The following is a 26,010-nucleotide window of genomic DNA, read 5'->3' as shown; positions in this document are numbered from 1 at the left end:
AATGTTTAAGGCATTATTTTTTAAATAAAATCGCCCGGATTTAATTCATTTCATTTTGCATAATAGTCTGTATTTGTTCTTGTGTCAGCTCTGCATCAAAAATCCTTAATTCATCCATCAAACTTTGTGTGGAATTATGTCCCCACCCAACAAATCGAGGAGCACCAGAACCTACAGAAATGATATCACAATTTTCCCAATCTATCCCTGAATAATTGCCTCGGGAAACAATTTCTCCATTAATATATACTGTGCACATCTGCTGCGAAATAGTGATTGCAATGTGTGACCATTCATTATCTGCTGGATTAATATCGGCTGCTGCACCACCATCAAACCAGTTATCACCAGTTCCATTACCAACATTCAATTTAAATCGTTGATTGGGTCCCGCTGCCTCTCTAAATAATCGAAAGCCTTTGGCTCTAAAGTTAGGATTGGCAGGATTGACTGCATCTGGAGCACTCATCACTAATAAACCTGCTCTATTTGGATCACCGTTCACTTTATACCAAAAAACAGCAGAAAACTCCTGATTAGTAAGGTTCTCAGCAGGATACACTAGGAAGCCATTAGCTGAACCACGATAGGCTCTTCCTACTTTCCCATCTGCAAAACCCAAACCTGTACCATTTACGGTAGGACTCTTAATCCTCACTAACTCTGTGAAGTCACCGTCAAAGGGGGCATAGAAAATTTCATTGTCATAAATTGGTCTGTAAGGCTCAATCTTTTCAAAGTTTACTGCTTGTACAGTAACTCGATCAGACATGTCTACTGCTCTTGCTTCGATCGTATGTTCACCATTAGGAAGCTCCTCATAGGTAAACTCTAATATAGCTCTCCTAAAATCTCTGAACTCATCAAAGCGAACAATTTCTTGCCCATTCAATGATAAGATAACCTCCTTGATTTCGATATCATCATTCACTTCAAGATTGATAGTAATAGGAGTGACATCCTCTACTACCCTAATCTGTGTCCCATCTAACGGAAAATTAAAGTTAATGGTAGGAGCAGAAACATCTTGGCCTGGATCTACTCGTTGGATTTCATCAATGTATGACTGCTCACATCCGAATACCGTCAAGAGCACCACACTTATAATTAAACTAATCTTTTTCATAATCTAAACATTTAATGATTTATTGGTCTCTTCTAATTGCTGCTGCCCTGATTTGGGGAAGTATATCCTGCTGCTCCAATGGATAAGGAATGAATCTATGTCTATCAGCATTGAAAGTTTTCCCATCATGATTTAACTCATCAAACCTCCCATGCCTCATAAGGTCTGCAAATCGGATTCCCCATTCGGTACCAAATTCTGCATATTTTTCATCTAGGACAGCATTAAGATCCACTGAACTCAAAGGACTCATACCTGCTCTTTGGCGTACCAGATTGACTGCCTCAACTGCTGACATTACAGGACTGCTTGCTCCGCTTGTGAGAGCTTCAGCATGCATCAGAAGTATTTCAGAATACCTGATAAGTTGGAAATTATTGTTGGTCCCAAATCCAAATCTACCAGGGGTTAACTGTACGGAAGGAAGATAAAATTTACCACTCAAATAAAGGTATCTTGGGTGATTATTGAATCTATCCCCATCACGCGTAGTGTTGGACAACCAGCTTGGAAGCTCAGCAAACTCAGGGTCTTCCTGAATAGCATTGATACCTGCCGGTGTGAAAATTACAGAAGTTTCAAGCCTAACCTGCTCATTCCTTCTCAACATAAATTTAATGTATTTTTGTGTAGGCTCCCAAAAACCCCAACCCTGACCAGCACCAGCAACAGCAGGTGTCCAACTCGCAGGTCCGTAGGGAGAGAAGTTGAAACTAATGTTGGTTCCACTGGCTTGGCCAAAGTCTGAATACTGAGCTTCAAGAATGTATTCATTATCCAACTTCCCTGGAATTTTAAACAGTTGATAATAGTCATTTTTCAACGTGTATAAATTACTAGAGATAATCTCTCCTGTCGCCTCTGCAACTTTGGAATAATCCTTCAATTCAAGATTTGCCATGGCCTTAACAGCTAGAGCGGCAGCTCTGGTAACTCCACCCCTTACATCCGTCCTTTGATTGGGCCTTACATTGGGCAATAAAGGAATGGCTTGATCCATACTCATAGAAATATGCATCATTACTTCCTCAAATGATGATACAGGAACATCAAACAAATGACTTGGTTGAGATTGATTAGGAATCAAAATATCACCCCATAACCTCGCTAATTGGAGCAGTTGGAAACCCTGCATGACTTTGATTTCTGCGATATATTGCTGGGCTAGTTCAGGCCGCGCTCCTGCTGCCTCATATTTTTGAATTTCTTCAATGGCACCATGCCAACGAAGTAAATCTGTATATAGGTTAAGCCAAACTGAATTATACATCCAGAAATTCCGATCATACCTGAAGGCATCTGTTTCTTGCAAAGGAAATTGATCTCCAGCGGCATTGACATCATCTCCACGAACACCTATGATGGGATGTGTTTCCCATTGAAAAGCATAAAGCTGTGCGTAAGCTCCATACACCATTAAAATCATATTCTCTGACTGCGTGTAGTCAGTACCTTCTGCAATAAATTCATTTTCTAAAGGTCTATCCAATAAATCACCACAAGAAAATAACATTGTGAAAATTAGTAGGATGACACCAAGTCTTAGTCTCATTTGGGTATTCATCATTTTATAATTTAATATTCAAACCTAGTGTGTAAATAGCTGGTACCGGATAAACCTGTCTATCAATCCCATTGGGTACTTCTGGATTAAAGCCGTTGTAATTGAAGAACGTAAGTGGGCGCTCTGCAGTAACTGATACTACCGTTTTTGGCATCTTGACACCAAATAACTGCCTATCGACGAATGAATAATTCACTTGAATATTTTGGATCCTCCAGTAAGAGCCATCCTCAACAAAGAAATCACTCATGTTTTGATTCCATCCTCTTCTCAAACCCGAGGCTGATGGATAACTATTAGATGTACCCTCTCCTCTCCACAGGTTATTGGCCAGATCCGCATCAATATTTGTATCGTTGGTGAAAATAATTTCACCTCTTTTTCTATTCAAAATACTGTATCCAGATTGTCCTTGAAGTAATGCAGAAAAATCCCAGTTTTTATAGGTAAAACCGAGATTTGCACCAAAGGTGAATCGTGGTAAGAAAGAACCCAAAACCACTCGATCCTCATCATTGATAATTCCATCTCCATTTTGATCCTTGAAGATTAAATCCCCTGGCTGTAGATTGTTGTTCTGAATAAACTCAGGACTTAAACCAGAATTATCAATGTCTGCCTGATTTTGAAAAACCCCGATGACATTGTAACCATAAAATGCTTGAAAAGGAGATCCAATAATCGATCGCTGCCTAAATTCAGCCGTACCGGAATCAAGGCCTTCAGCACCACCTAATCCCAATACACTATTCTTTAAGGTAGCAAAATTACCCCCTACATAATACGTGAAATCTTTACTTAGCTGATCTCTCCAGTTAATAGTTAATTCAAACCCTTCATTTCGGATAGATCCAACACTTCGTCTTTCACTCGCTCTGATTACAGGTGGAATGATTACCACGGCCAGATTTCTTGTATCTCGGATATAATAATCAGCATCGATACTTAACCTTTCTCTGAACATCCGGGCATTAATCCCGATATTGGTTTCAACGGTAGTTTCCCATTGATCTATCAGATCAAAAGTCGGATTGAGTATTCTTCCAAAACGGATCGTATTATCAATCGCTACTGATGAGTCAAAAATCGTCGGAGCACCTACAGCCTGACGAACTGCATCGTTTCCTAACTGTCCCCAAGAACCTCTTAATTTTAAGAAATTGATCGCTGGTACGTTAAAAAAAGATTCCTCAGAAATTACCCATCCTGCACCGAACGTAGCAAAGTTCCCCCATCTTTGTTGAAACTTATTGTTACCATCTCTTCTAAACGTTCCATACAATAAGTATTTATCATTGTAATTGTACGCAAGTCTTGAAAAATACGACAAAAAGAAAAGATTAAAACCTCCATCACCCAATCCGTTTAGATCGAAATCTGTTGAATTAGATAAATACCAAAACTCTTCATTAGTTCTATTTGGGGCAGGATTAAGGTTTTCTCCTCTTGCAAACAAGTTTTCTCCACTTTCGCTTCGGAAGGATTGGCCTACTACAGCTGTGAAACTGTGCTTCCCAATTCTTTCTTGGTAAGTAAGGAAATTATCCCAAATTTGATCAAAACGAATAGAACTTGACCTGCTTAAATTCGAAATTCGTTCAGTGACTCCATCATTAAATGGAAAATTTACGTTCCTACTTCTAAAATTGGTTATGTTATAATTGTATTCTGTTCTAAAAGTAAGCTTGTCAGGTATCACATATGCCTCCATATGGAAATTACCCAAAACCCTGTTGAGGTTATTCCTACTATCATTAAATGCAAGACTCATAAAGGGGTTTTGAGGACTTCTAAAACCAATTTGTTGAGCATTTGCAAAATTTGTTGGATTAGCACTGGTATTTTGATCATCAAATACCGGGAGAAACGGGACCGCAAAATAGGCTTGAAACCATGCGCCATTATTGCCAACGTATTGCTGGGAAGTACTGATGTTGAGGTTGGCTCCTACATTTAACCAGCTTTTTACATCTGAATCCACACGTGCTCTAAAGTTAATCCGCTCAAATTTATTTCTTGTCTCATTCAATAGACCTCCCTGACTAAAATAACTCCCACCTACTGAATAACGCGTGTTTTCATTTCCGCCACTAAAAGTAAGTGAATGATTCTGGATTGCTGCAGGACTCATAATCTCTGCAAACCAATCAGTATTGACGTCCGGAAGATTAGGGTCGATTCTGCTTCTTCCAAATCGTTGTATGGCATTTTGAACAAATTGTAAATCTGCGGGAGCACCAGTTTCATTGATATACCTTACAAATTGCTGAGTGTTGGCCATTTGTAGAACATCTTGAGGATTTTGAAAACCATAATATCCACTGTAAACGATCTCTCCCTTTTGCATGTAATTTCCTGACTTGGTATTGATCAATACCACTCCATTGGCAGCTCGTACCCCATAAATTGCAGCCGCAGACGCATCTTTTAGAATGGAGATGCTCTCAATGTCATCTGGGTTAAGAAAATCAATACTATCAAAAAACATTCCGTCCACCACATACAAGGGAGAAGCCCCTCCTTCAAATGAACCTATTCCCCTGACCCTCACAGTAGGTCCCGCTCCTGGAGCTCCACTACTAACAATCTGAACACCCGCTACTCTCCCTTGCAGAGCCTGCATGGCATTGGCATTGGGTGTCTTAACTAAATCTTCAGCTTTAACCGTAGAAATCGCTGAAGTCAAATCCCTTTCCCGCTGAGTTCCATAACCCACCACAACAAATTCTTCTAGGTTTTGAGTATCTTGCTCTAGTGTGATATCTAAAACGCTGGAATTCCCAATGAGTCTAGATATCTTTTTAAAACCTACAAATGAAAACTCTAGCGTTTCTTGATTCGTAACTTCAATGCTGTAACGGCCCTCAATATTAGTAACAGTCCCTCTGGGAGTTCCCGAAACCAGCACCGTCACGCCCGGTATAGGCTCACCACTGGCATCTACTACTACACCTGTTACAACTCGTTGCTGAGCATTTCCTTCATAAATTATCAGATTAAACAAGAAGAAGAAGTTAATCAAGAAAAAGTATGGAATACGTCCTCCAATACTCTTTGTTTTTTTGGATAAATTTTTAATCATGAATTTAGACATTTTAGGTTAATTGGAAATCGATTGTTTAGAGTGTATTGAACGATTACTAAGTTAATTTTTAAAATGTGTAACCCATTTTTTTTACTTAAAAAACACATAAAATAAGCTAAAAAACAGTCCAAAATTAACCTCTTTTATCACGCTTGAATACTAATAAAAAGTAAGCTAAATGCATCTTAAAAGAGGTTTTGAGTTATTATATTCCCTGTAAAAAATCAAACCTATTTTCGAAAAAAAACTAATTCATTAATTAAAAACTTCTTTGATTTTTTCTTATTACTTCCCTATCTCTTACCAAAAATTAAAAACTCCTCCACTTAGCTTTTCTCTTCATGGATTTTAGATAAAATTAAGTCCTCCCACTCCAACCCATTTTTTAATTCCTGATTGGAGACATTCTGACTAATCTTTTTCTTAAAACTCCAAATTGTATTTCTTCGAAGATTTAGCTCTGCTGCAAGTTGATCTAACGTCAGGGGGTCTGATTTGGCAATCATGGTATAAGCAATAAAAAAAGCTTTTTCAAGTGGAAATCTTATTCCATGAAAAATTGTACCTGCGGTAACAGACTCGATGTATCCACATTTGGAGCAACGTTTAGTAAATAGCTTTGGTCCATTACTACATTTATTGCCACTACAATTCCTACATTTAAACTCCCCAGACCATTTCAAATTTTCCAAATATCGATTACATGCAGCAGTATCGGGAAAAATGGTTTTAAACTCATCAAACGACAATAATCTATTGGCAAGCCTATCTTTTAAAGAACTCCTAATTGAACTTTTGAGCTTCCAATTATCTCGATCCAACTGTGCATTTATTCGCTTAATTTCTTGGTCGTATTCGATCAGCTGTTGATTATAGGTTTCTAACAACGAATTTTTCTCTTGCAATTCCAAGGTTCGTTCCTTCACTTTTAATTCAAGCTCTTTATTGACCTTCTCTTTCAGAACCATATTTTCACGATACTGAAGAATACTATTCCTCAAAGCTTTATCTCTATTTCTTTTTAAAATTCTTATCCTATCCCCCAAGGCAAAGGAAAGTAGAATCATTTCTAAAAGAAACGCAAAATGTAGACTGTAATAAATAGGGATATTGTGTGGTATAATAGCCGCATTGGCGAGAAATTTAACAACAGCTCCTATAAAAAGAAATCCGTAGGCTAACACAAAAAGTCTCGCACTTTTATATCCTTTGATCCAAACATAAATTCCCGTAATAAAAATCAAAGAAAATGGAATCACATCATAATACCCTATTTCAAAATACTTGGGACTAATGAAGATACCCAATAAAAAATATACTGTCTTCAGAATAAGTGAACCTATCAAAAAAACATGAAACCTTTTCGCTCTCCTGTCGGTATTGAAAAATCTTAGGGCAAATAATATCGCCCAAAAAATAACAGAAAAACTAAATACTCCATTTGCTAAATTATTGAACTCTGGGAAATTCGGCCAAATAAATTGATACCCTACTCCATCCAAGCTCATAGTAAAAAGCGCCACACTCAGCAGATAAAAGATATAGTACACATACTTTAATTCCCTTACCGCAAAAAGAACAATGAGATTATAAAACGCGATAATCGATATCATCCCATAGAAAAGTCCATAAAATAAATATTCATTCAATGCATAGTATATAAAACGATCATACGATCTGATAGCGATTCTAACATCGGCTTTTTGATTGGATTGAATTTGAAAATAAAAATAATGCTCTCCATCAAGTTCAGATGGTACAACCACATGAAAATTTTTATGGTTAAATTTCCGCTCTGAAAAAGGTAAAGCACTCCCCATTTGATACCTTTTGAAAGTGTTATTCCCTACAGGCACATACGCTTGAATAGAATTGATGCTTTGATCGTAAAATTCAACAAGCCAAATTTTATCCTCGTGATTATTTTTTACAATTGGTAGCCTTACCCAATAGGTGTAATTTGAATTAAAATTGTTTTTTTTGAAATTGGGATTTTCAATAAATAAACTATCCTTGCTGTTAGAAAGTAATTCATCAAAAGTTAAAGAATTTGTTTTATCCTCTACAAAACTCAAATCAGCGATTGAAATAATAATTTCCTGCTTAATCTTTGAAAGATCGATTTTGGTGTCACGGGCCAAAATTCCACTTGACAAATTCATCAAAAGGAAGAAAAGACAAATCGTAAATAATTTTGGGATGTGCACCTTTAGGTAATTTATTTTTTAGTCTGATTCAAATATAGGGATATTAAAAATGAATCTTAAAAATTGAACGCAGACCTATATAGTCTCAGTAAAAAATATAGTCCAAGAAATATTACCCTGAAAAAATAAATATTTTCAAAATTAAGAAATAATTAGAGGAATACGGCTCTCAAAATTTTTCAAAAATGAGAAAATTATTTGTATCTCCCTGTACTTTAATTTCCCTTGTAGCATTTCATCGCAATGCTGCGTCCTAATATTATATGAAAATTGACTTATGAAAAATCTTTATGCAATTGTCCTCATGATTTGCTTCTTTTTCGTCAGTTCTTGTGGATTATTCTATGATAACGATCCCCTTCTCTGCACCTTAGACACAGCTTTCTGCAATCCTTTGGCTCAAAGGGACTTGGATAAAGTGTCTATACCTGTGAATGCTTTTTTAGGAAACTTGCCTCCGAATATGTCAGAACCGGAGATAATCGATAAACTGACGGAATGGATCATCTGTAAAAGTTGTGTAACATCCATTGATTTCTCCTGTGTATCTTGTCTAGATTCATTTCCACCCCAAAGCAGAATAGGGTTTTCGATCCAAAGGGACGGTCAAATTAAAGCTTTGGCAATTGATATTTTGATGAGTGACCAACCGCGATTTGTGAGGATATTTGTACGGCCTTGAGCATTTCTTACTAGAAGCTCTGACTCAGAGCTGTAATCTCTGTTTGCAGATTATGTGGATTTACAGTCCCCACTTGGTAGAGATAAAACCAAAAAAACCCGGCAGGATTTAAAAATCTGCCAGGTTTTTCATGATAATTTTCCAAGCCTTACACACAAAGGCCCTTATTTTCGGAATGATTTATAGGTATTGATCAAACCATTGGTTGATGCATCATGACTTGTGACTTCGTCATCAGATGCTAGTTCTGGTAAAATCGCATTAGCTAACACCTTACCTAACTCTACCCCCCACTGATCGAAACTATAGATATTCCAAATGACTCCTTGTACAAAGATTTTATGCTCATACATTGCGATCATTTGCCCAAGCGTGTATGGGGTGACTTTTTTCACTAAGATAGAATTGGTAGGCCTATTGCCTTCAAATACCCGATGGGAGGCTATTTTTTCAATCTCTCCTGGAGATTTTCCTGCTTTGGCCATTTCAGCCGTCACTTCTTCCAAAGACTTGCCATTCATCAATGCTTCTGTCTGAGCAAAGAAATTGGAAAGTAATTTTGTGTGATGATCGCCCACAGGATTGTGAGAGATGGCGGGAGCAATGAAATCACAAGGAATCAAATGTGTGCCTTGATGTATCAATTGATAAAAAGCATGCTGTCCATTGGTACCAGGTTCACCCCAGATAATTGGACCAGTAGCATAACTAACCTTCTTTCCATCACGCGTCACATATTTCCCATTAGACTCCATATTTCCTTGCTGAAAATACGCGGCAAAGCGATGCAGATACTGATCATACGGTAAGATCGCCTCCGAAGTGGCTCCAAGGAAATTGGTGTTCCAAAGACCAATCAAAGCAAGGATTACAGGGATATTTGTTTCAAAATCGGCAGTTCTAAAGTGCTGATCCATTGAATGAGCACCAGATAATAAAGCTTCAAAATTATCAAAGCCAATGGCACAGGCAATTGGCAAACCAATAGCAGACCAGAGGGAATATCTTCCTCCTACCCAATCCCAAAACGCAAACATATTGGCAGTATCAATACCAAAAGCTGCAACAGCCTGGGCATTGGTCGACAAAGCCACAAAATGCTTGGCAACAGCAGCTTCATCTTTCGCATGCTCTAAAAACCAGCGTCTTGCCGAATGGGCATTGGTCATGGTCTCTTGAGTGGTGAATGTCTTGGAAGCAATGAAAAATAAGGTAGTTTCAGGATCTACTTTTTTAAGCGTTTCTGCGAGATGAGTCCCATCCACATTCGAAACAAAATAGATGGATAAATCTGGATGCTGATACGGTTTCAAAGCCTCTGTAACCATTACAGGTCCCAAGTCAGAGCCTCCAATTCCAATATTGACCAAATGCTTGATGGGCTTTCCAGTGTACCCCAACCAACTCCCTTGCTGAATTTTATCAGCAAACGCCTTCATTTGAGCCAATACCTTATGGATGGCAGGCATCACATCTTCTCCATCAACAAATACGGGAGCATTAGAACGATTCCTAAGTGCTGTATGTAAAACTGCCCGGCCCTCAGTTCCATTAATAGTTTGGCCAGTAAACATCGCTTCTATTGCTTCTTGCAAGCCAACCTCTGAAGCGAGATTTAGCAATTGCTTTTTCACATCATCAGAAACCCGATTTTTGGAATAGTCAACAAGAATATCCTCTAATTGGATGGAATATTTCTGAAACCGATCAGAATCAGCGAATAAGTTTTTTATTTGAATAGCGTTAAACTCCTGGGAAAGTTCCGTTAATGAATTCCACGCTTGTGTACTAGTCGGATTAATTGCCTTCATGCATCTGTAGGTTTAATAGGATAAGTCACAAAGTTAAAACTATTCTTGAATCTCTTTAGAATGCATAGCCAAAACCTACACCTACCCATAATGGCCAAAAGCCATTATGATTGAAAATTGGAGTAAGATTTGCACGGAAGGTAAATCCACCATCCACAGGAACTCTTCGATAACCTAAATTGAAAACCCCCATAAAGGCAGGCGTATTTCCTGAGGGGAGTATAAAATCAAATTCTTTGTATGTGGTTGTACCTGCTCCATTCCAATCTTCCCAACGATCTCTGTAATAGATAAATGTTGTGCCCAATCCCATTTCAAAAAAATGTGTGTCTCTCCCATACAGCTTATTCAACATAATCGGCATGGTTAAGAGGCCTTCTGAAGAGTTACCCCAGCTTCTATCTCTTCTTGACCATCCCCCCGCACCAATCCGCATCCCCCAAGAATTGATATCATCCTTGTCAAATCGGAAATCATAATTGAATGAATAGGCCAAACCAGCACCGCCTAACTCGGCATAAAACGCTTGCGTACCACCTTGTTGTTGCGCCTGTGCACTGATAACCAATGTAAGTATAAAACAGGCAATGAGAATATATTTTTTCATAAATTATTGAGGAATTGAACTATCAAATCTGCACATAAATACACTACCCTCCAACTAATCTATTAAATATATTTAGTGATTGTTGGATTGGTTGATTTTGGCAAATACTTATCGTTATTTGGCAGGCAATACCTTGGAGCTTACTTCTCCAAAACCGACGCGAATATGTTCTTTTTTACAATAGCCCTTCATGATCACAGTATCACCATCTTCAATAAATTTGCGTTCTCCTCCTTCTTCTAAACTAATTGGCTTGGTTCCTTTCCAAGCGAGTTCTAGCATAGATCCATAGCTATCAGGCGTTGCTCCTGAGATGGTTCCCGAGGCCATCATATCTCCAACATTTACATTACAGCCATTGACCGTATGATGTGCAAGCTGCTGAGCAATATTCCAGTACATATGTTTGAAATTAGAAGTACAGACCTTGCTCGCCTTGTTTTCCTCCGGCTGAATATATACTTCTAAGTGGATATCAAAAGAATGGCTGGATTCACATGCTAAATAGGGTAAAACAGGAACATCTTGTTCTGGTCCTTGAGCTCTAAATGGTTCTAAAGCTTCCATTGTTACTACCCAAGGGGAGATGCTAGAGGCAAAGCTTTTTCCCAAAAAAGGCCCAAGAGGTACGTATTCCCACGCTTGAATATCTCGTGCGGACCAATCATTGAATAAAACCATTCCAAAAATATGATCCTCGGCCTGAACGGTAGTAATGGAATCTCCCATTTTAGTGGATTTCCCAACAATAAATGCCATTTCTAATTCAAAGTCTAAGCGTCGGCTAGGTCCAAATTCGGGAGCATCCATATTGGCATCTTTAAATTGGCCTTTCGGTCTGAAGATTGGTGTACCAGATGGAATGATGGAGGATGCTCTGCCATGATAGCCAACTGGTAAGTGTTTCCAATTTGGCAGCAGCGCATTGCTCGGATCACGAAACATAGTTCCTACATTGGTAGCATGTTCTATACTCGAGTAAAAATCTGTGTAATCCCCTATTTTGACTGGCAACAGCATTTGAGCCTCAGACCTGTTGACCATTGCTTTCCCTCTGCAGGTATGCTCCTTTAAACTGTCATTTTCGTCCACTAATAGCTCTTGAACTTTTTCACGGACTCTTCTGGTAACAGGCTTTCCAAGCGCAATGAAATCGTTCAAAGCATCTCTTAAGAAAATATCATGGGGCAGTTGACTGAGTTCGGAGAAAAACCCTTCTTCATGTAATACTGATAAATCAACAATTTTATCACCTATGGCAATTCCAACTCGTGCAGATAAACGCTTACTTTGAAAAATCCCAAATGGTAAATTGTATATGGTAAAATCAGAGTTTTTCGGTACAGCAACCCAAGATTGTAAAGTTGGCAATGGTTGGTTTGTCATTTCATTTAGATTTTGATCTGCGCAAAGGTAAGGAATTCTGAGGAGGAAAAAAGGAGGATTTATACCCAAACCTGTACCAAATACGAAGTACGAGTATCTGTCCCGAAAATTTGGACACCAAGCTTGTGAGCCCCCTTTCTTCTCTAATCTAGGTGTATTTCAACCTTGTTACACGATTTTTCTTTCTAAGGCATCGTAGATTTCAATTGAACTTTCAAAGGCATATTTCAACCTAATTTCGGATAATATCCTTTATTCCCGGATGCCTAAAATATCAAAAACAAAAGCATACTCCCGAGCGAGTTCTTTTAAACTCTCAAAGCGTCCACTAGCTCCCCCATGTCCTGCATCCATATTAGTATACAAAAAAACATGATTTGAATCTGTTTTTAACACCCGAAGTTTGGCCACCCACTTGGCTGGTTCCCAATACTGTACCTGCGAATCATGAAGCCCGGTTGTAGCCAATAAATGTGGATAATTTTTACCTTCTACTTGATCGTAAGGAGAGTAGGAAAGCATATATTCATACTGCTCTTGTATGGAAGGATTCCCCCACTCCAACCATTCAAAAGTGGTCAAAGGAATACTATCATCCATCATCGTGGTCACTACATCTACAAATGGCACAGCCGCCACAAGACCGCGATAAAGTTGAGGGGCCATATTCATCACTGCTCCCATCAACAATCCTCCTGCACTACCACCCGAAGCAAATAATTTATCCTTGGCTACATAGCCATTGTCCTGCAACCATTGTGAGCAGTCTATAAAATCGTAAAATGTATTTTTCTTTTGCATCATTTTACCTTCCTCATACCAGTGTCCACCCATTTCTTGACCTCCACGGATATGTGCAATGGCAAACACAAAACCTCTATCCAACAAACTCAACCGAGGCCTGCTGAATGTCGGCTCTGTGGAGTATCCGTATGACCCATAAGAATAAATCCAACCTGGCATAGAGCTATCCTTTTTAAATAGATCCTTGCGATAGACCAAAGACATGGGAACCAACTTTCCATCTCTTGCTGGAACCATGATTCGCTCAGTTTGGTAATTACTTTTATCGAAATCTCCCAATACAGGCATCTCTTTCTTTAATTCACGATTCTTTGTCCGCATATCGTAGTCAAAAATTGATGCAGGTGTAGTCAAGGATGTATAATTAAATCGTAGGATATCCGTGTCAAAAGCAGGATTGTAAGAAATACCTGCCGTGTAAGCCGCCTCCTCAAAGGCTAATGTATGTTCCCCACTCCCATCAAGATGGATGATACGGATATGATTTAACCCTTCTACAGTTTCCTGCGCAACCATGAAATTTTTGAAAAATTCAACAGTTTCTAAGAAGACATCTGTTCGATGTGGCATAAGATCCTTCCAATTACTAGCTGCTGGAGTTGCTACAGGCACTTGACAAAGCTTATAATTGACAGCATCTTTATTGGTGTGAATATAAAATATTTCTCCACCAGCATGCTCTACATCGTATTGTACATTGTCAATAAGGGCTTCGATAAGTTGTGGCTTAGAAGGGTTATTGGCGTCTATAAACAAGGAATACGAAGCATCTGTCCTTCCTGAAGAAATGATGATATAATCTTTGGACTTGGTTTTGCCAATGCTGCAATTAAGTGTTGCATCATCTTCTTGAAAAATCAGCGCATCATCAATCGAAGGAGAACCTATCACATGTTTTTTGATCTGATAATTCCGCAAGGTTTGTGGATCAGGTATTGCGTAATAAAAAGATTGATTATCATTTGCCCAAACAGCTGAACTTCGGATATCAGAAATCTGCTCTGGGTAGTATTCTCCTGTTTGCAAATTTTTAATGCGTACCTGATAGAAATTTCGTCCCTGTGTATCCATGATAATGGCCATCAATTGATGGTTTGGACTTACCGAAATAAAGAAATTCAAAAACGCCTGATCTTTTCCTAATTCATTCCCATCCACTAAAATTTCTTCCTCAGCATCCAAAGATTCCTGTTTTCTAGCATAAATAGGATACTCACCTCCCTCTACAAATCGGGTATAATAGTAGTAATTATCAATTTTTGAAGGGACAGAGGAATCGTCTTCTTTCACTCGGGAACGCATTTCTTGAAATAACCGCTCTTGAAAAACCTTGGTATGCCCTAGCATCTGTTCAAAATAGGTATTCTCCTCATTCAAATAGGCAATTACCTCTGGGTTTTCACGATCATTGAGCCAGTAATAATTATCTGTACGTAGGTGTCCGTGCTTGGCTACTATATCGAATGGCTTGATGGCAGCTCGAGGAGCTGTCAGATTTGGGTAAATAAATTCGTTGGTTGACATGTAACTTTTATCGGTTTTATTGAGTCTATAAACAGCTAAAAAAAGCTGTTGTTGCAATTCATCCACGGAAAACGGTAAGTTCCGAACCCAATGACGTGGGATACTTGCAAAAGTAAACGATTGAATCTAAAACTTGACCATCGGGCTCATGATTAAAAAAAAGCCACCTCAGAGAGATGGCCTTTGTATACTTAAATAAACCCAAACATTATTTTGACACTGTGAAATACAGTAGTTTAACTTTTCCTGTCCGATTGAAGATTTCCAATGACATCTCTCGGGAAAGCCTATTCCCTTCTATCTTTTCCAAAATCAAAGAGTTTTCACCAATGACTTGTACCAAGCTTTTCGAACCCTTCACATACTTTACGGGCACTTGGCAATAGGTAAACCCAAGGGAGTCTTTCTCCAACGCTAACTTTTTGAAATCGCCAGTCAAATCCAAGTATAAAAACTCTTTAGCTTCTTTGAGCCATTCATGTGTAGCCAAAAAGGTTGGATTTAACTGTATGCATCCATCCACTACCTGAATGCCTAATTCAGCCCAGCGATTTAGCACATCCTCTTTCACTTGGCCTGTCATGCCTGGCTGCTGTGCACCTCTGTGAGCAGGGGTGTGACTGTAAGGGTCTGTTGGAATAGCACCATAGACCGTTGGCGTTTTATTGATTCCAATGCCCGCACGGATTTCATAATAATTATCAATGAGTTTCCCGCGAACATTTTCTTCCATGGGAGTATCCTCAGATAAAATTTCACCTACCGCCAGCAATAATTTGGAAACCATGTGCCAGTAAATGCTGCCCAATCCCTCAAAAGCAAAAAATGTCCCAGACCTTCCCGTGAAAGCTTTATGATTGAACACACGCTCGTAGAGCACTTCGATTTCGTCAAATACCTTTTCATCCAAGACTTCATAATCCCGCTTGACCTGCTCATAAATTGTACGAAGCGTTTTTACATTATTGAAGTCACTGTTGAAGAAGCAATTCCCTTGGGAATCCTGTTCGATTATTCGTTGATCTCCTTTGCGAAGCATTTCTGAAAGCAAGGAGTTTTCCTTGACACTTGTCAAAGGAACTTTACTTTTTTCCAAGAAACCAGCCAAGGTACGATTAGGATAGAGCAAATAGCTGTACTGATCTTCTCTATAAATTGAGCTGACCTTCATTTTTTCAAGCAAATCCACCGATTCAGCAGGGCTCAAGAAACCGGAAGAAAGAATCGCGACCTGTCCTTCCAGCATTTCATAGAGGTAATCTATTTCAATAGCTTCCCCTTTGAACTCGATCAGGTTATACGCATGATACAAACCATCAGATCGCTTATTGTGCTCAATGGATTTTTGTAAGTATTTTTTAGTGATGGACAACAGGTCGAGCAAACTCTTAACAGAAACAGTTTTCTTACTTTCCGAAAACCCGGAATACACATTTTCACGGTATTGCTCGGATAATAGACCCAAATCCTTCACAAAATTATAGCGTGTCTGGGCGTCAAATCCTTTATGAAGCTTCTCCTCAAACGACTGTAGTACTTCATACATTCCCAGCATCCAAGTATGAACTTCTTTATGGAATTGTACGTCTTCCTGAAGCTCTTCCTGTATCCACTTTTCCATGAATTTAGTGAAACGATACATGTAGTAAAGCGTCACCATAGAAGTTCCATTTCCTACCAGAGCATTGTTTGCATCATTCCATTCTGGACGCTGTGTATTCATCCAAATACCGGCATCTGGCACTAAATTACCCAGTTTGGTCAACCAAGGAATCCAAAGCTTTTCCATAAAACTACTCTTGAGAATAGCTCCACTTTTAGTTGGAACCAACTTTCCATCCCCGCCGATGACGGCAAAGCGCTGGCGAATACGATGTTCCATAACATCGTCAAAAATCACTGTATCTTGAGAGTCTTTTACGATGTCGTCAAATGAGCGAATCTTGTAAGGAACGTTAGCAAATACAAACCAGTCCTTAGCTGCTAACTCCTTAACAGAAAGTACCTGATGCTTTTGCGCGAGTTCTAATAATTTGAGAAGGTAAATCAACTGGTGATCTCCCCAATAGCCGATGTAAGACCATGGGTCATCTGGCTCGATAACCTCCCAGTCAACTCCACTCCGGGAAATACGGTAGGGATTATAGCCATCCATGGTAGAGGCATTTAAAAATTTCCAAATCATACCCTCTAAAAACTGAGGATACGATACAGCCAAAGCTTCCCAGTTTTGGAAAATATCTCTCCAATTACCCGCATAGGCCCTTCTCTTGGATCCATCAGGATTTTTTAGATCAATGCTGAATTTATTCCATGGCCTGCTTGGATCACCATGTCTACGGCTAAAACTTAAGGGAAGATATTCGGTACACACCCTGATTAAGTCAGAAGAACCTGTTGCTTTTGCTTGAGTGATCAAGCTTGCATAGCTTTCATTTTTTTTCAACCCATCAAAAAATGAAGCGTGAATCTCCAATAAAGGGCGGTTAATCTCATGAATGTAATGCAAAAAGTCTTGCTTATCTATTGAGTAATCATCCTCAAAAATCCCTCCACGCATGACATTGAAGAGGACGTTAGAATAATGTCTACTCACGGAGGCCTGATCAGCAGTAACCTGTAATCCATCAGCTTTGGCTACGATTTTTTGTAGCTGTCTACTTCCGGCCTGCAAATCCTCCAATAAAGCATCTAAAATTTCCTTCGGAGCACTTGAGAGCACTTGGATACGGTCATTTACCTGAGCCGGAGATTGATCAATATCCAAACAAAAATACCATTCCTTATTTGCATCAGGTGCTAAGTTTATACTAGTCTTAATACCATAAGATCCTGATGTACCTTTAATATCCCGCTCTGTATGTACTTCCGCACCTTTCGCAAAAGCTGCTACTTGTAAAGAAGATAAAAGAACTTCTTCCGCTTGTATACCAACATGCCAGGCGATGGTCGCTTTTAATGCCTCACTCGGCTCTGCTCGATCTACAATCAAAGAACTTAAAGCAAAAATTCCCAATCCAGAAGCCTCATGCAATTCATTCCGTTTGTAAGCATTTCCCAAATTGCTGCGCTGCTGTTGCAGGCCAGATGAAATACCATTTGGCATTAAATCCTGAACCAAGTCAAGAACTTCCAATTGGAGGTTTTGCTCTGTAAGATTTTCGATTTTGCTTTTTTTAACAAAGCCAAACTTGGAAGAGAATTGCCAAGCATAGGTGAAACTGATTCCTAAATCAAGATTGATTTCCTCAAATATCACCTCATTTCCCCAATGACTTTTGTATAAATTTTGTTCCAATCGATACAGACCTGCATACTCTTTGGAAAATGGCTTCCATAATTTGACTCCATCAGCCATATGAACTCGGATCAAGGTACTTGACCCGACTTTTCCAGCTGCATCTAAAATCTTATCGTCTGTATGGTAAGGGAATAAGGCATGTTCCTCATTTTTTCTACCAGCAGTAAGGGCACCATTGGAGCCTATAAACATCCAATGCTCGTCATGACTAACAATAGACATGAAGAAAGGTGCCATTTGGTCCACATGACCAACTTTATAGTAGAGGGTTCCCTGTTTTTGGACAAACGATCCACTAACTTGCTGTTCTGAAAAATTCAGTGATGAATCTCCGATTTTCAACATCATCTTTATTTTATTTACTTTTAATCAAAATTTCTTTCAATGCTTCCAGCGATTTTTTGTTGGTTTCTGGAATTACCAATATAATGAAAATCATACCTGATACCGCAAATAATCCATTACTAAAAAAGATGCTTCCGAAGGCATCTAGGTCCCAAGAGAAAATCTGCTGAAAAGAATCACTCACCAAGGAATTGATAAAACCCACAAATAAAATTGCAGCTTCATTTATTGTGATAGAAAATAATTCAGAAAATGACACCCCTATGATTGGACCAGTAGAAAAAATAAAAAAGCATATAAATCCAACTAAAAAAAACCCAATTGCTAAAATAGGGGCGTTTTTAACCGAGTAGGTTTGAGGTTTGATCATACAGAGTCTGGGTCTATTGAATTGGTGATTGATAAATCCAAAATGCAATTAACAAAACAAACAATAAATAGATAAAGGGACTAATGTATTGCTACATCAATACTACATCAAAAAGCAAAAATCTATTGCTCAAAAACTCAACAGAGGTTTATAAAACCAGCCTAAATGGGTTTTAAATGAAGTTTTTAAATTGATTTTGACCTTCTCAGCATTTACACAAGGTCTTTCTGATACTTTCATACCGTCTGGTTTGGAATTACTGCGTTGATACCATCGATGGCTGTAGAGCCGTGAAACAAGAGAAAAGACTTGTTTCACGGTAAATAATACGATTCGTTTTTAGCGTCCTGCGAACAATTCCTTTAAAGGATTATAAAACCACCATGAAAAATCAAATTCAAATAATTAGAGATTGGTCATTAAAAGAAAATTTGGATCGTATCGTCTCGGGAGGAGTGTTTAGCTCGAAGGCAATCATTGTTCGAGCCTCTGGATTCTCGGTGGAAACCTACACCCCGCGTTGTGGCGCTTGAAGATGACAGTCGATAAGCGAATTTAAGTAGCACCTTACCCGGGGTTATTCAATATTAAAGCCCTTCAGGCTTTGGGAGGTTATTGGGATAGATGAACTCACTGCTCATTGTAAGCAGCATGGGCGGATGGAAAGGGATATCGACAACCACATCACTAGTATAAAGCAGAAAGACTTCCATGCTTATTGGAAGTCTTTCTATTGGTTAGCGAGTCGATCAAATTACCTATCAGCCAATCACGATATTGATGATCTTTCCCGGAACTACAATGACTTTTTTAGGAGCTTTTCCCTCTAGCCATTTTTGTACCGTAGCATCTGCTAGCGCCACCTCTTCAATTTCTTCTTTGGAGAGCGCAAGGGATAGCGAAAGTTTACTTCTCACTTTTCCATTAATGGAAACTGGATACTCATGAGCATTCTCTACTAAGTATTCCTCTTTGAACTCTGGGAAACTTGCATGAATAATGGATTGCTCATGCCCTAACAACATCCAAAGCTCTTCGGCAATGTGCGGTGCATAAGGAGAAACCAAAATAGCTAAGGGCTCTAAAATTGCCCGTTTATTGCACTTGGCAGCAGTCAGCTCATTGACACAGATCATGAAGGACGCCACAGAAGTATTAAAGGAATAATTCTCTAAATCCTCTTGAGCTTTCTTGATAGTCTTATGCAATGTCTTTAATTCTTCTTTGCTTGGCGCTGCCTCGGACACTTCAAATGTTCCATCCGCATGATGATACAGTTTCCAAAGCTTTTTCAAAAACTTCGAAACCCCATCTATCCCATTGGTATTCCAAGGTTTGAATTGCTCCAATGGGCCCAAGAACATTTCGTACAGGCGGAGGGTATCTGCTCCATAACGCTCGATGATATCATCTGGGTTGACTACATTGTATTTGGATTTGGACATTTTTTCTACCTCCGCACCGCATATGTATTTACCATCCTCCAAGATAAATTCTGCCTGTGCCAAATCCGGTCTCCAAGCTTTAAACTTCTCCAGATTCAATACATCATTGTGTACGATATTGACATCCACATGCATTGCTACACTCTCATGTTGATCTTTGAGGCCGTGACTTACAAATGTATTGTTCCCTTTGATTCTATACACAAAATTAGAACGACCTTGAATCATTCCCTGATTGATCATCTTTTGGAAAGGCTCCTCAATCGATACATATCCCCTGTCAAACAAAAACTTGGTCCAAAAACGGGAATACAATAAGTGACCGGTCGCATGTTCCGCTCCTCCGATATATAGATCTACTGCACCCCAATATTTTTCAATTTCAGGATTGACAAATGCTTCCGTATTTTCCGGGTCCATATAGCGAAAAAAGTACCAACTTGAACCTGCCCATCCTGGCATGGTACTTTTTTCTAAAGGAAATGCGCCTTCCGAGGTTTGGTACACCCAATCCTTAGCCCTACCCAATGGTGGTTCACCATCTTCAGTAGGCAAATATTTATCTACTTCAGGGAGCACTAAAGGCAAGTCTTTTTCATCGATCAGGTAAGGTAACCCATCTTTGAAATATACGGGTAATGGCTCCCCCCAGTAACGCTGACGGGTAAAAATTGCATCCCGCATACGGTATTGAATTTTACCTTTACCTATTTTCCGCTCCTCCAAAAACTCTATAGCCTTGGTCATAGCATCTTTCATGTCCAAGCCTGTGAGGAAGTCTGAATTGATGATAATTCCTCCTTTGCCTGGAAATGATCCATTCTCCATACTCCCTTCTATCACTTGGCGGATTTCCAAACCAAAATGCTTAGCAAAGTTATAATCCCGCTCATCATGTGCAGGAACTGCCATCACCGCACCTGTACCATAACCTGCCAACACATAATCTGCAATCCAAATCTGTATCTCCTCTCCATTGAATGGATTGATCGCATAAGATCCTGTGAAAGCGCCAGAAATGGTTTTTACATCGGACATTCGGTCCCGTTCTGATCTATTTTTGGCAACTTCTACGTACGCTTCTGCAGTGGCTCGTTGATCTTCTGAGATTAAGGAGGTCACAAACTCGTGTTCTGGAGCCAATGCGAGGTATGTTACTCCATAAATAGTATCTATTCGTGTCGTAAATACTTTTATTTGCTTATCATGTCCTTTTACTTGAAATACCATCTCTGCACCAATAGATTTGCCAATCCAGTTGCGTTGCATTTCTTTGATAGGTTCGGTCCACTGCAAAGCATCCAAACCCTGAAGCAGTCGTTCGGCATACGCTGTAATTCGCATGCTCCACTGCATCATTTTTTTCCTCTCCACTGGGTGCCCTCCCCGCTCGGAGAATCCATCCTTTACTTCGTCATTGGAAAGCACAGTTCCTAAGGCAGCACACCAATTGACAGTGGTTTCTGCCAAAAAAGTAAGCCTGTATTTCAATAAAATACCTTGCTGCTCCTGCTCGGAGAAATTTTTCCATTCTTCGGCAGTAAAAGACGGTGTATCCTCATCACAGACAGCCTCTACACCTGTATTTCCTTGATTCTCAAAATGAGCAATCAAGGAAGTGATCGCTTGGGCTCGATCAGCTTTTTTATCATAATAGCTGTTAAATAGCTGCATGAAAATCCACTGAGTCCATTTATAATAGGAAGGATCGGAAGTTCGGACCTCTTTTGCCCAATCGAAGGCAAACCCAATATTTTTGAGTTGCTCTTCATAGCGTTTGATGTTTTGATCTGTAGTAATGGCTGGATGTTGGCCTGTTTGGATGGCATATTGCTCTGCTGGTAACCCAAAAGAATCATAGCCCATGGGGTGCAGAACATTGAATCCTTGTAGGCGCTTATATCGGGTAATGATATCCGAAGCGATATACCCCAGCGGATGCCCAACATGCAAGCCGGCACCGGAGGGGTACGGGAACATGTCCAACGAATAAAATTTAGGTTTGTCAGGATTTACCTGGGCGTTGAATACTTGGTTTTTTTCCCAGTAAGCCTGCCATTTTTTTTCGATTTCCTGATGAAGATACTCTGCCATGAGTGTGTATGTAAAGAATTTCCTAATTTATTGGCTGCAAAAATAGGATTATATCTTTCAGAACACGAGGAAAAGTTAGGAAAGTAACTTTTCTCACAAAAAATGAACGCTAAAATCCTGATTTTTGTCATGTTGTTTGGTTACAACGTTGAAAGAAAATAAACAGTAACATCATAAAATAAATACCTATGTTCTTCGAACTCGTATATGACAAAAGTTTGGCGCAAGCCAGTTATGTAGTTGGATGCCAAGCTGCCGGCATTGCTGCGGTAATCGATCCAAAAAGAGATGTGGATACCTATTTGCAAATTGCTCAGGCCAACAATCTTAAAATTACCCATATTTTAGAAACACACATTCACGCGGACTTCCTTTCTGGTTCCAGAGAATTGGCTGCCTTAACAGGTGCCGAAATGTTCCTTTCCGATGAAGGAGATGAAAACTGGAAATATGAATTCCCTCATACTAAAATCAAGGGTGGTGATGTGATAAAAATGAATAACTTAACCTTTGAGGTAATCCATACACCAGGTCACACGCCAGAGTCTGTAAGTTTCTTATTAACGGACAAGCCCGCATCTTCTGAACCAGTCATGTTATTTACAGGTGACTTTGTATTCGTTGGTGACGTGGGTAGACCTGACTTGTTGGAACAAGCTGCGGGTATCAAAGGCACTCAGGATATCGGTGCTGCTCAAATGTATGATTCCTTGCATGAATTTGCCAAGTTAGGAGACTACATTCAAGTATGGCCAGGTCACGGTGCGGGTTCAGCTTGTGGTAAAGCTCTAGGAGCAGTTCCTTCTACTACTGTTGGATACGAAAAAATTAGAAACTGGGCCCTTCAACTGTTAAATGATAAGCAAGCTTTCACTCAGGAATTACTAGCGGATCAACCAGAGCCGCCAAAGTATTTCGCAATGATGAAGAAACTCAATAAGGTCGATAGAAAGCTTTTAACGGAGGTTCCAAAAATCAAAAACCTATCCAAAGAGGAGTTTGCACAAATAAAAGCGGAGGGCTTAAAAATTATTGACACTAGGCCATGGGTGGATTACGCAACTGCCAACTTAAAAGGCACCTTGAGCATCACTAATAATAATTCATTCTCCACATACATGGGTTGGTACATGAATTATGAAGAAAGCTTTATCGTAATTGCGGAAGAAGCTCAAGTAGAAGACATCATGCGCAAATTGATGCGTATCGGATTGGATAACTTGTCAGGTTTCATTACGCCCGCACAGTTGATGGAATTTGAAGCAGGAAATTTGAGCAGTTACACACCTATCACCAAAGAAACAGTGAAAGAAAAAATTGCTGAAGGTGGCGTACAGGTAGTAGACGTAAGAGGCGCTGCGGAATTCAAGAAAGGTCATATTGAAGCAGCTGATAACTTGGTACTTGGTAAATTATACAACAATTTGGATAAAATTGCCAAAGACAAGCCTGTAATCATACATTGCCAAGCTGGCGGTAGAGCGGCCATCGCTTATTCCATACTACAGGCAGAGGGGTTTGAGAATATCCTCAACTATGCAGGTGGAATGAATGACTGGGCTTTGGAAGAAAAAACAATCGCTGTTACAGCTTGATAATTTCTGGAAAAAAAATGAATGAGGCTGTTTTATAAATAGGACTTCAGAATAATCATCCAAACAAAATTCTGTTTAAGAATCTATCCATTTGTGACTTAGTGTCTTTGTAGCAAAATATGCCTCGAAGGCTCTAGGTCACAAAGTTTCATTGAATGAAAATCAAATAAAATTTGGGTAATATTTTAAAGCATTGACTTATAAGACAGCCTCATTTTTTTGTCAGTTGTAAGAAGCAAGGAATCTCGAATTCAGCTTAAGTAGTTGGACTTGTGTGTTGTTAGTGTAATTGTGTAAGTTATGCTCAGACTCAAGTTAAACAAGAATCACAATTCAGTCTTGGATTTAACGCTCTTTGTGATTGTAAGGCGGTAAGTCCTATTACCATCTATTTTTCTTTGAGATCTGGGTTTTCTTGAAGCGCTCAGTTTTTATTTTCAAAATTTACCCGTACTTTTGCAAACTGTTTAGGTCAGGTGGTCTGATCTGAGCAACAAATAATTTAACAAACACATTATGAAATCATTAGAGATTATAGGGTTTAAAAGAGCAAATCTCGATAGCGCATCTTTGAAAGAGATCCGCGAAGAAGGCAATGTTCCTTGTGTAGTGTACGGACCTGCAATTGATGGTCAGATTCACTTTTACACACCTGCGATTCTTTTCAGAGACTTGGTTTACACGCCAGATGTGCACATGGTTGACTTAAACATTGAAGGCACCAAAATGAAGGCTGTATTGAAAGATGCACAGTTTCATCCAGTAAGTGAGACCTTGTTACATGCAGATTTCTTGGCATTCAGTGAAGATAGAGCGATCAAATTTGAAATCCCTGTTGATATCGTAGGAACTTCTCCAGGTATCCAAAAAGGGGGTAAATTGGAAATCAAAACCAGAAAATTGGCAGTTAAAGGATTGGCATCCAATCTTCCTGACAAAATCAAGGTGGACATTTCTAAATTAGATCTTGGAAAATCCTTCAAAGTAGGTGAATTAACCGCTGAAGGTTTTGAAATCTTAACTTCTCCAAATGTTTCTATCGTTACCATCGGTATTCCAAGAGCATTGAGAGGTAAAAAAGCAGAATAATCAATTCAGCTCCAACTGAACTCAAGAACCCTATCTTTGGCAACAAGGGTAGGGTTTTTTAGTGAACAGTTGGCAGTGAACAGTTTTGGGGAATGTGGAATTAGGAATGTAGAATTTAGAATGAATTGTCCCAATGATTGCGAGACAAGGCACTTATTATAACTAACCCTCCTTTCCCATTTGCCCCTTCTTCTTTGACCTCTTCTCATCTTTATTTGCCACCAATTCCATAAAACAGGCCAAACCTCTTGTTTCTTGCTTCTTGCCTCTTGATTCTTGATTCTTGTTTCTTGTTTCTATTCTAATTTCTCGCTTCTAAAACTCTAAAAAAAATGAAATACCTTATCATCGGTCTTGGCAATATTGGTCCTGAATATGAATTAACCCGTCATAACGTGGGTTTTTTAACACTGGATCGCTTAGCAGATAAGCAAGGGGTAGATTGGAAAAGCGGAAGGCTTGCTTTTACTTCCGAGTTTAAGTACAAAGGTAGAAGCATACACCTAATCAAGCCTACAACTTACATGAACCTCAGTGGAAAGGCTGTTAATTATTGGATGAAAGAATTGACTATTCCCAAAGAGAATATCTTGGTAATTGTTGATGATGTTGCGATTCCTTTTGGAAAATTACGAATGCGTGCGAAAGGATCGGCAGCTGGACATAATGGTTTAAAAAATATAGAAACACTCTGTGGTGGACAGGACTATCCACGTTTGCGATTTGGTATTGGTGATGATTTCCCTAAAGGAAGACAAGTGGAATATGTCTTAGGCCGTTGGAGTCAGCAAGAAATTAATGAATTGCCCTTTGCAATGGATAAAGCAATAGATATGTGTCTAAGCTTTTGCACGGTGGGCATTGCAATGACAATGACACAATTTAATGATTGAAAATCTTCAATATTCACTAAAAAATAAAAGCCTTAGGTCATTACAATTGAACTAAGGCTTTTTATAAAGGTCTAATTTAAAA

14 protein-coding genes are annotated in these 26,010 nt (G+C 39.1%); 3 read left to right on the top strand and 11 right to left on the bottom strand.

The annotated features are described in order from the left end of the window. Positions 1–40: 40 nt before the first annotated feature. The 11 genes from IPZ59_RS11150 to leuS form a co-directional block, all read right to left on the bottom strand. Positions 41–1,126, bottom strand: a complete 1,086-nt coding sequence (locus IPZ59_RS11150) for a LamG-like jellyroll fold domain-containing protein (RefSeq protein ID WP_236136127.1) — start codon at positions 1,124–1,126, stop codon at positions 41–43. A gap of 19 nt (positions 1,127–1,145) precedes the next feature. Then, the gene (locus IPZ59_RS11145; RefSeq protein ID WP_236136126.1) at positions 1,146–2,678 is read right to left on the bottom strand and encodes a RagB/SusD family nutrient uptake outer membrane protein; all 1,533 of its coding nucleotides are present in this window, start codon (positions 2,676–2,678) and stop codon (positions 1,146–1,148) included. Between the two features lie 16 nt (positions 2,679–2,694). Beyond that, a complete protein-coding gene (locus IPZ59_RS11140) occupies positions 2,695–5,772 on the bottom strand; it encodes a SusC/RagA family TonB-linked outer membrane protein (protein ID WP_236136125.1) in 3,078 nt (1,025 codons plus the stop codon). 329 nt (positions 5,773–6,101) lie between these two features. Continuing rightward, entirely contained in the window at positions 6,102–7,982 is a 1,881-nt protein-coding gene (locus IPZ59_RS11135) for a 7TM diverse intracellular signaling domain-containing protein (protein WP_236136124.1), read from the bottom strand. An 846-nt stretch (positions 7,983–8,828) separates the two neighbouring features. Then, the gene (gene pgi / locus IPZ59_RS11130; RefSeq protein WP_236136123.1) at positions 8,829–10,475 is read right to left on the bottom strand and encodes a glucose-6-phosphate isomerase; all 1,647 of its coding nucleotides are present in this window, start codon (positions 10,473–10,475) and stop codon (positions 8,829–8,831) included. 55 nt (positions 10,476–10,530) lie between these two features. Beyond that, complete coding sequence (locus IPZ59_RS11125) at positions 10,531–11,082, bottom strand: hypothetical protein (protein WP_236136122.1); 552 nt, start codon at positions 11,080–11,082, stop codon at positions 10,531–10,533. 114 nt (positions 11,083–11,196) lie between these two features. Beyond that, positions 11,197–12,468 carry a fumarylacetoacetase gene (gene fahA, locus IPZ59_RS11120; RefSeq protein ID WP_236136121.1) on the bottom strand — a complete coding sequence of 424 codons (1,272 nt, stop codon included), beginning with the start codon at positions 12,466–12,468 and terminating at the stop codon, positions 11,197–11,199. A 252-nt stretch (positions 12,469–12,720) separates the two neighbouring features. Further along, the gene (locus IPZ59_RS11115; protein ID WP_236136120.1) at positions 12,721–14,796 is read right to left on the bottom strand and encodes a S9 family peptidase; all 2,076 of its coding nucleotides are present in this window, start codon (positions 14,794–14,796) and stop codon (positions 12,721–12,723) included. 208 nt (positions 14,797–15,004) lie between these two features. After that, positions 15,005–18,445 carry a hypothetical protein gene (locus IPZ59_RS11110; protein ID WP_236136119.1) on the bottom strand — a complete coding sequence of 1,147 codons (3,441 nt, stop codon included), beginning with the start codon at positions 18,443–18,445 and terminating at the stop codon, positions 15,005–15,007. 7 nt (positions 18,446–18,452) lie between these two features. Further along, entirely contained in the window at positions 18,453–18,812 is a 360-nt protein-coding gene (locus tag IPZ59_RS11105; protein WP_236136118.1) for an MFS transporter, read from the bottom strand. Positions 18,813–19,573: 761 nt separating this feature from the next. Beyond that, entirely contained in the window at positions 19,574–22,351 is a 2,778-nt protein-coding gene (gene leuS / locus IPZ59_RS11100; RefSeq protein ID WP_236136117.1) for a leucine--tRNA ligase, read from the bottom strand. Between the two features lie 188 nt (positions 22,352–22,539). On the opposite strand from leuS, the gene IPZ59_RS11095 reads away from it, so the two are divergent. The 3 genes from IPZ59_RS11095 to pth all read left to right on the top strand — a co-directional run bounded on the left by IPZ59_RS11095 (position 22,540) and on the right by pth (position 25,928). Then, entirely contained in the window at positions 22,540–23,946 is a 1,407-nt protein-coding gene (locus IPZ59_RS11095) for an MBL fold metallo-hydrolase (RefSeq protein ID WP_236136116.1), read from the top strand. A 516-nt stretch (positions 23,947–24,462) separates the two neighbouring features. Continuing rightward, complete coding sequence (locus IPZ59_RS11090) at positions 24,463–25,035, top strand: 50S ribosomal protein L25/general stress protein Ctc (RefSeq protein WP_236136115.1); 573 nt, start codon at positions 24,463–24,465, stop codon at positions 25,033–25,035. A gap of 332 nt (positions 25,036–25,367) precedes the next feature. Then, positions 25,368–25,928 (top strand): aminoacyl-tRNA hydrolase, encoded by a 561-nt coding sequence (pth, locus tag IPZ59_RS11085; protein ID WP_236136114.1) that lies wholly within the window; start codon positions 25,368–25,370, stop codon positions 25,926–25,928. The last annotated feature ends 82 nt before the right edge of the window (positions 25,929–26,010 follow it).

The sequence above is a fragment of the Mongoliitalea daihaiensis genome, assembly GCF_021596945.1.
Lineage (GTDB): Bacteria > Bacteroidota > Bacteroidia > Cytophagales > Cyclobacteriaceae > Mongoliitalea > Mongoliitalea daihaiensis.
The sequence above is the reverse complement of the archived record's forward strand: the minus strand, read 5'-3'. Positions and strand labels throughout refer to the sequence as shown.

Coding starts and splice junctions, on each gene's coding strand:
- IPZ59_RS11150 (WP_236136127.1), bottom strand. CDS start 1,126: ATGAAAAAGATTAGTTTAATTATAAGTGTGGTGCTCTTGACGGTATTC.
- IPZ59_RS11145 (WP_236136126.1), bottom strand. CDS start 2,678: ATGAGACTAAGACTTGGTGTCATCCTACTAATTTTCACAATGTTATTT.
- IPZ59_RS11140 (WP_236136125.1), bottom strand. CDS start 5,772: ATGATTAAAAATTTATCCAAAAAAACAAAGAGTATTGGAGGACGTATT.
- pgi (WP_236136123.1), bottom strand. CDS start 10,475: ATGAAGGCAATTAATCCGACTAGTACACAAGCGTGGAATTCATTAACG.
- IPZ59_RS11125 (WP_236136122.1), bottom strand. CDS start 11,082: ATGAAAAAATATATTCTCATTGCCTGTTTTATACTTACATTGGTTATC.
- fahA (WP_236136121.1), bottom strand. CDS start 12,468: ATGACAAACCAACCATTGCCAACTTTACAATCTTGGGTTGCTGTACCG.
- IPZ59_RS11115 (WP_236136120.1), bottom strand. CDS start 14,796: ATGTCAACCAACGAATTTATTTACCCAAATCTGACAGCTCCTCGAGCT.
- IPZ59_RS11110 (WP_236136119.1), bottom strand. CDS start 18,445: ATGATGTTGAAAATCGGAGATTCATCACTGAATTTTTCAGAACAGCAA.
- IPZ59_RS11105 (WP_236136118.1), bottom strand. CDS start 18,812: ATGATCAAACCTCAAACCTACTCGGTTAAAAACGCCCCTATTTTAGCA.
- leuS (WP_236136117.1), bottom strand. CDS start 22,351: ATGGCAGAGTATCTTCATCAGGAAATCGAAAAAAAATGGCAGGCTTAC.
- IPZ59_RS11095 (WP_236136116.1), top strand. CDS start 22,540: ATGTTCTTCGAACTCGTATATGACAAAAGTTTGGCGCAAGCCAGTTAT.
- IPZ59_RS11090 (WP_236136115.1), top strand. CDS start 24,463: ATGAAATCATTAGAGATTATAGGGTTTAAAAGAGCAAATCTCGATAGC.
- pth (WP_236136114.1), top strand. CDS start 25,368: ATGAAATACCTTATCATCGGTCTTGGCAATATTGGTCCTGAATATGAA.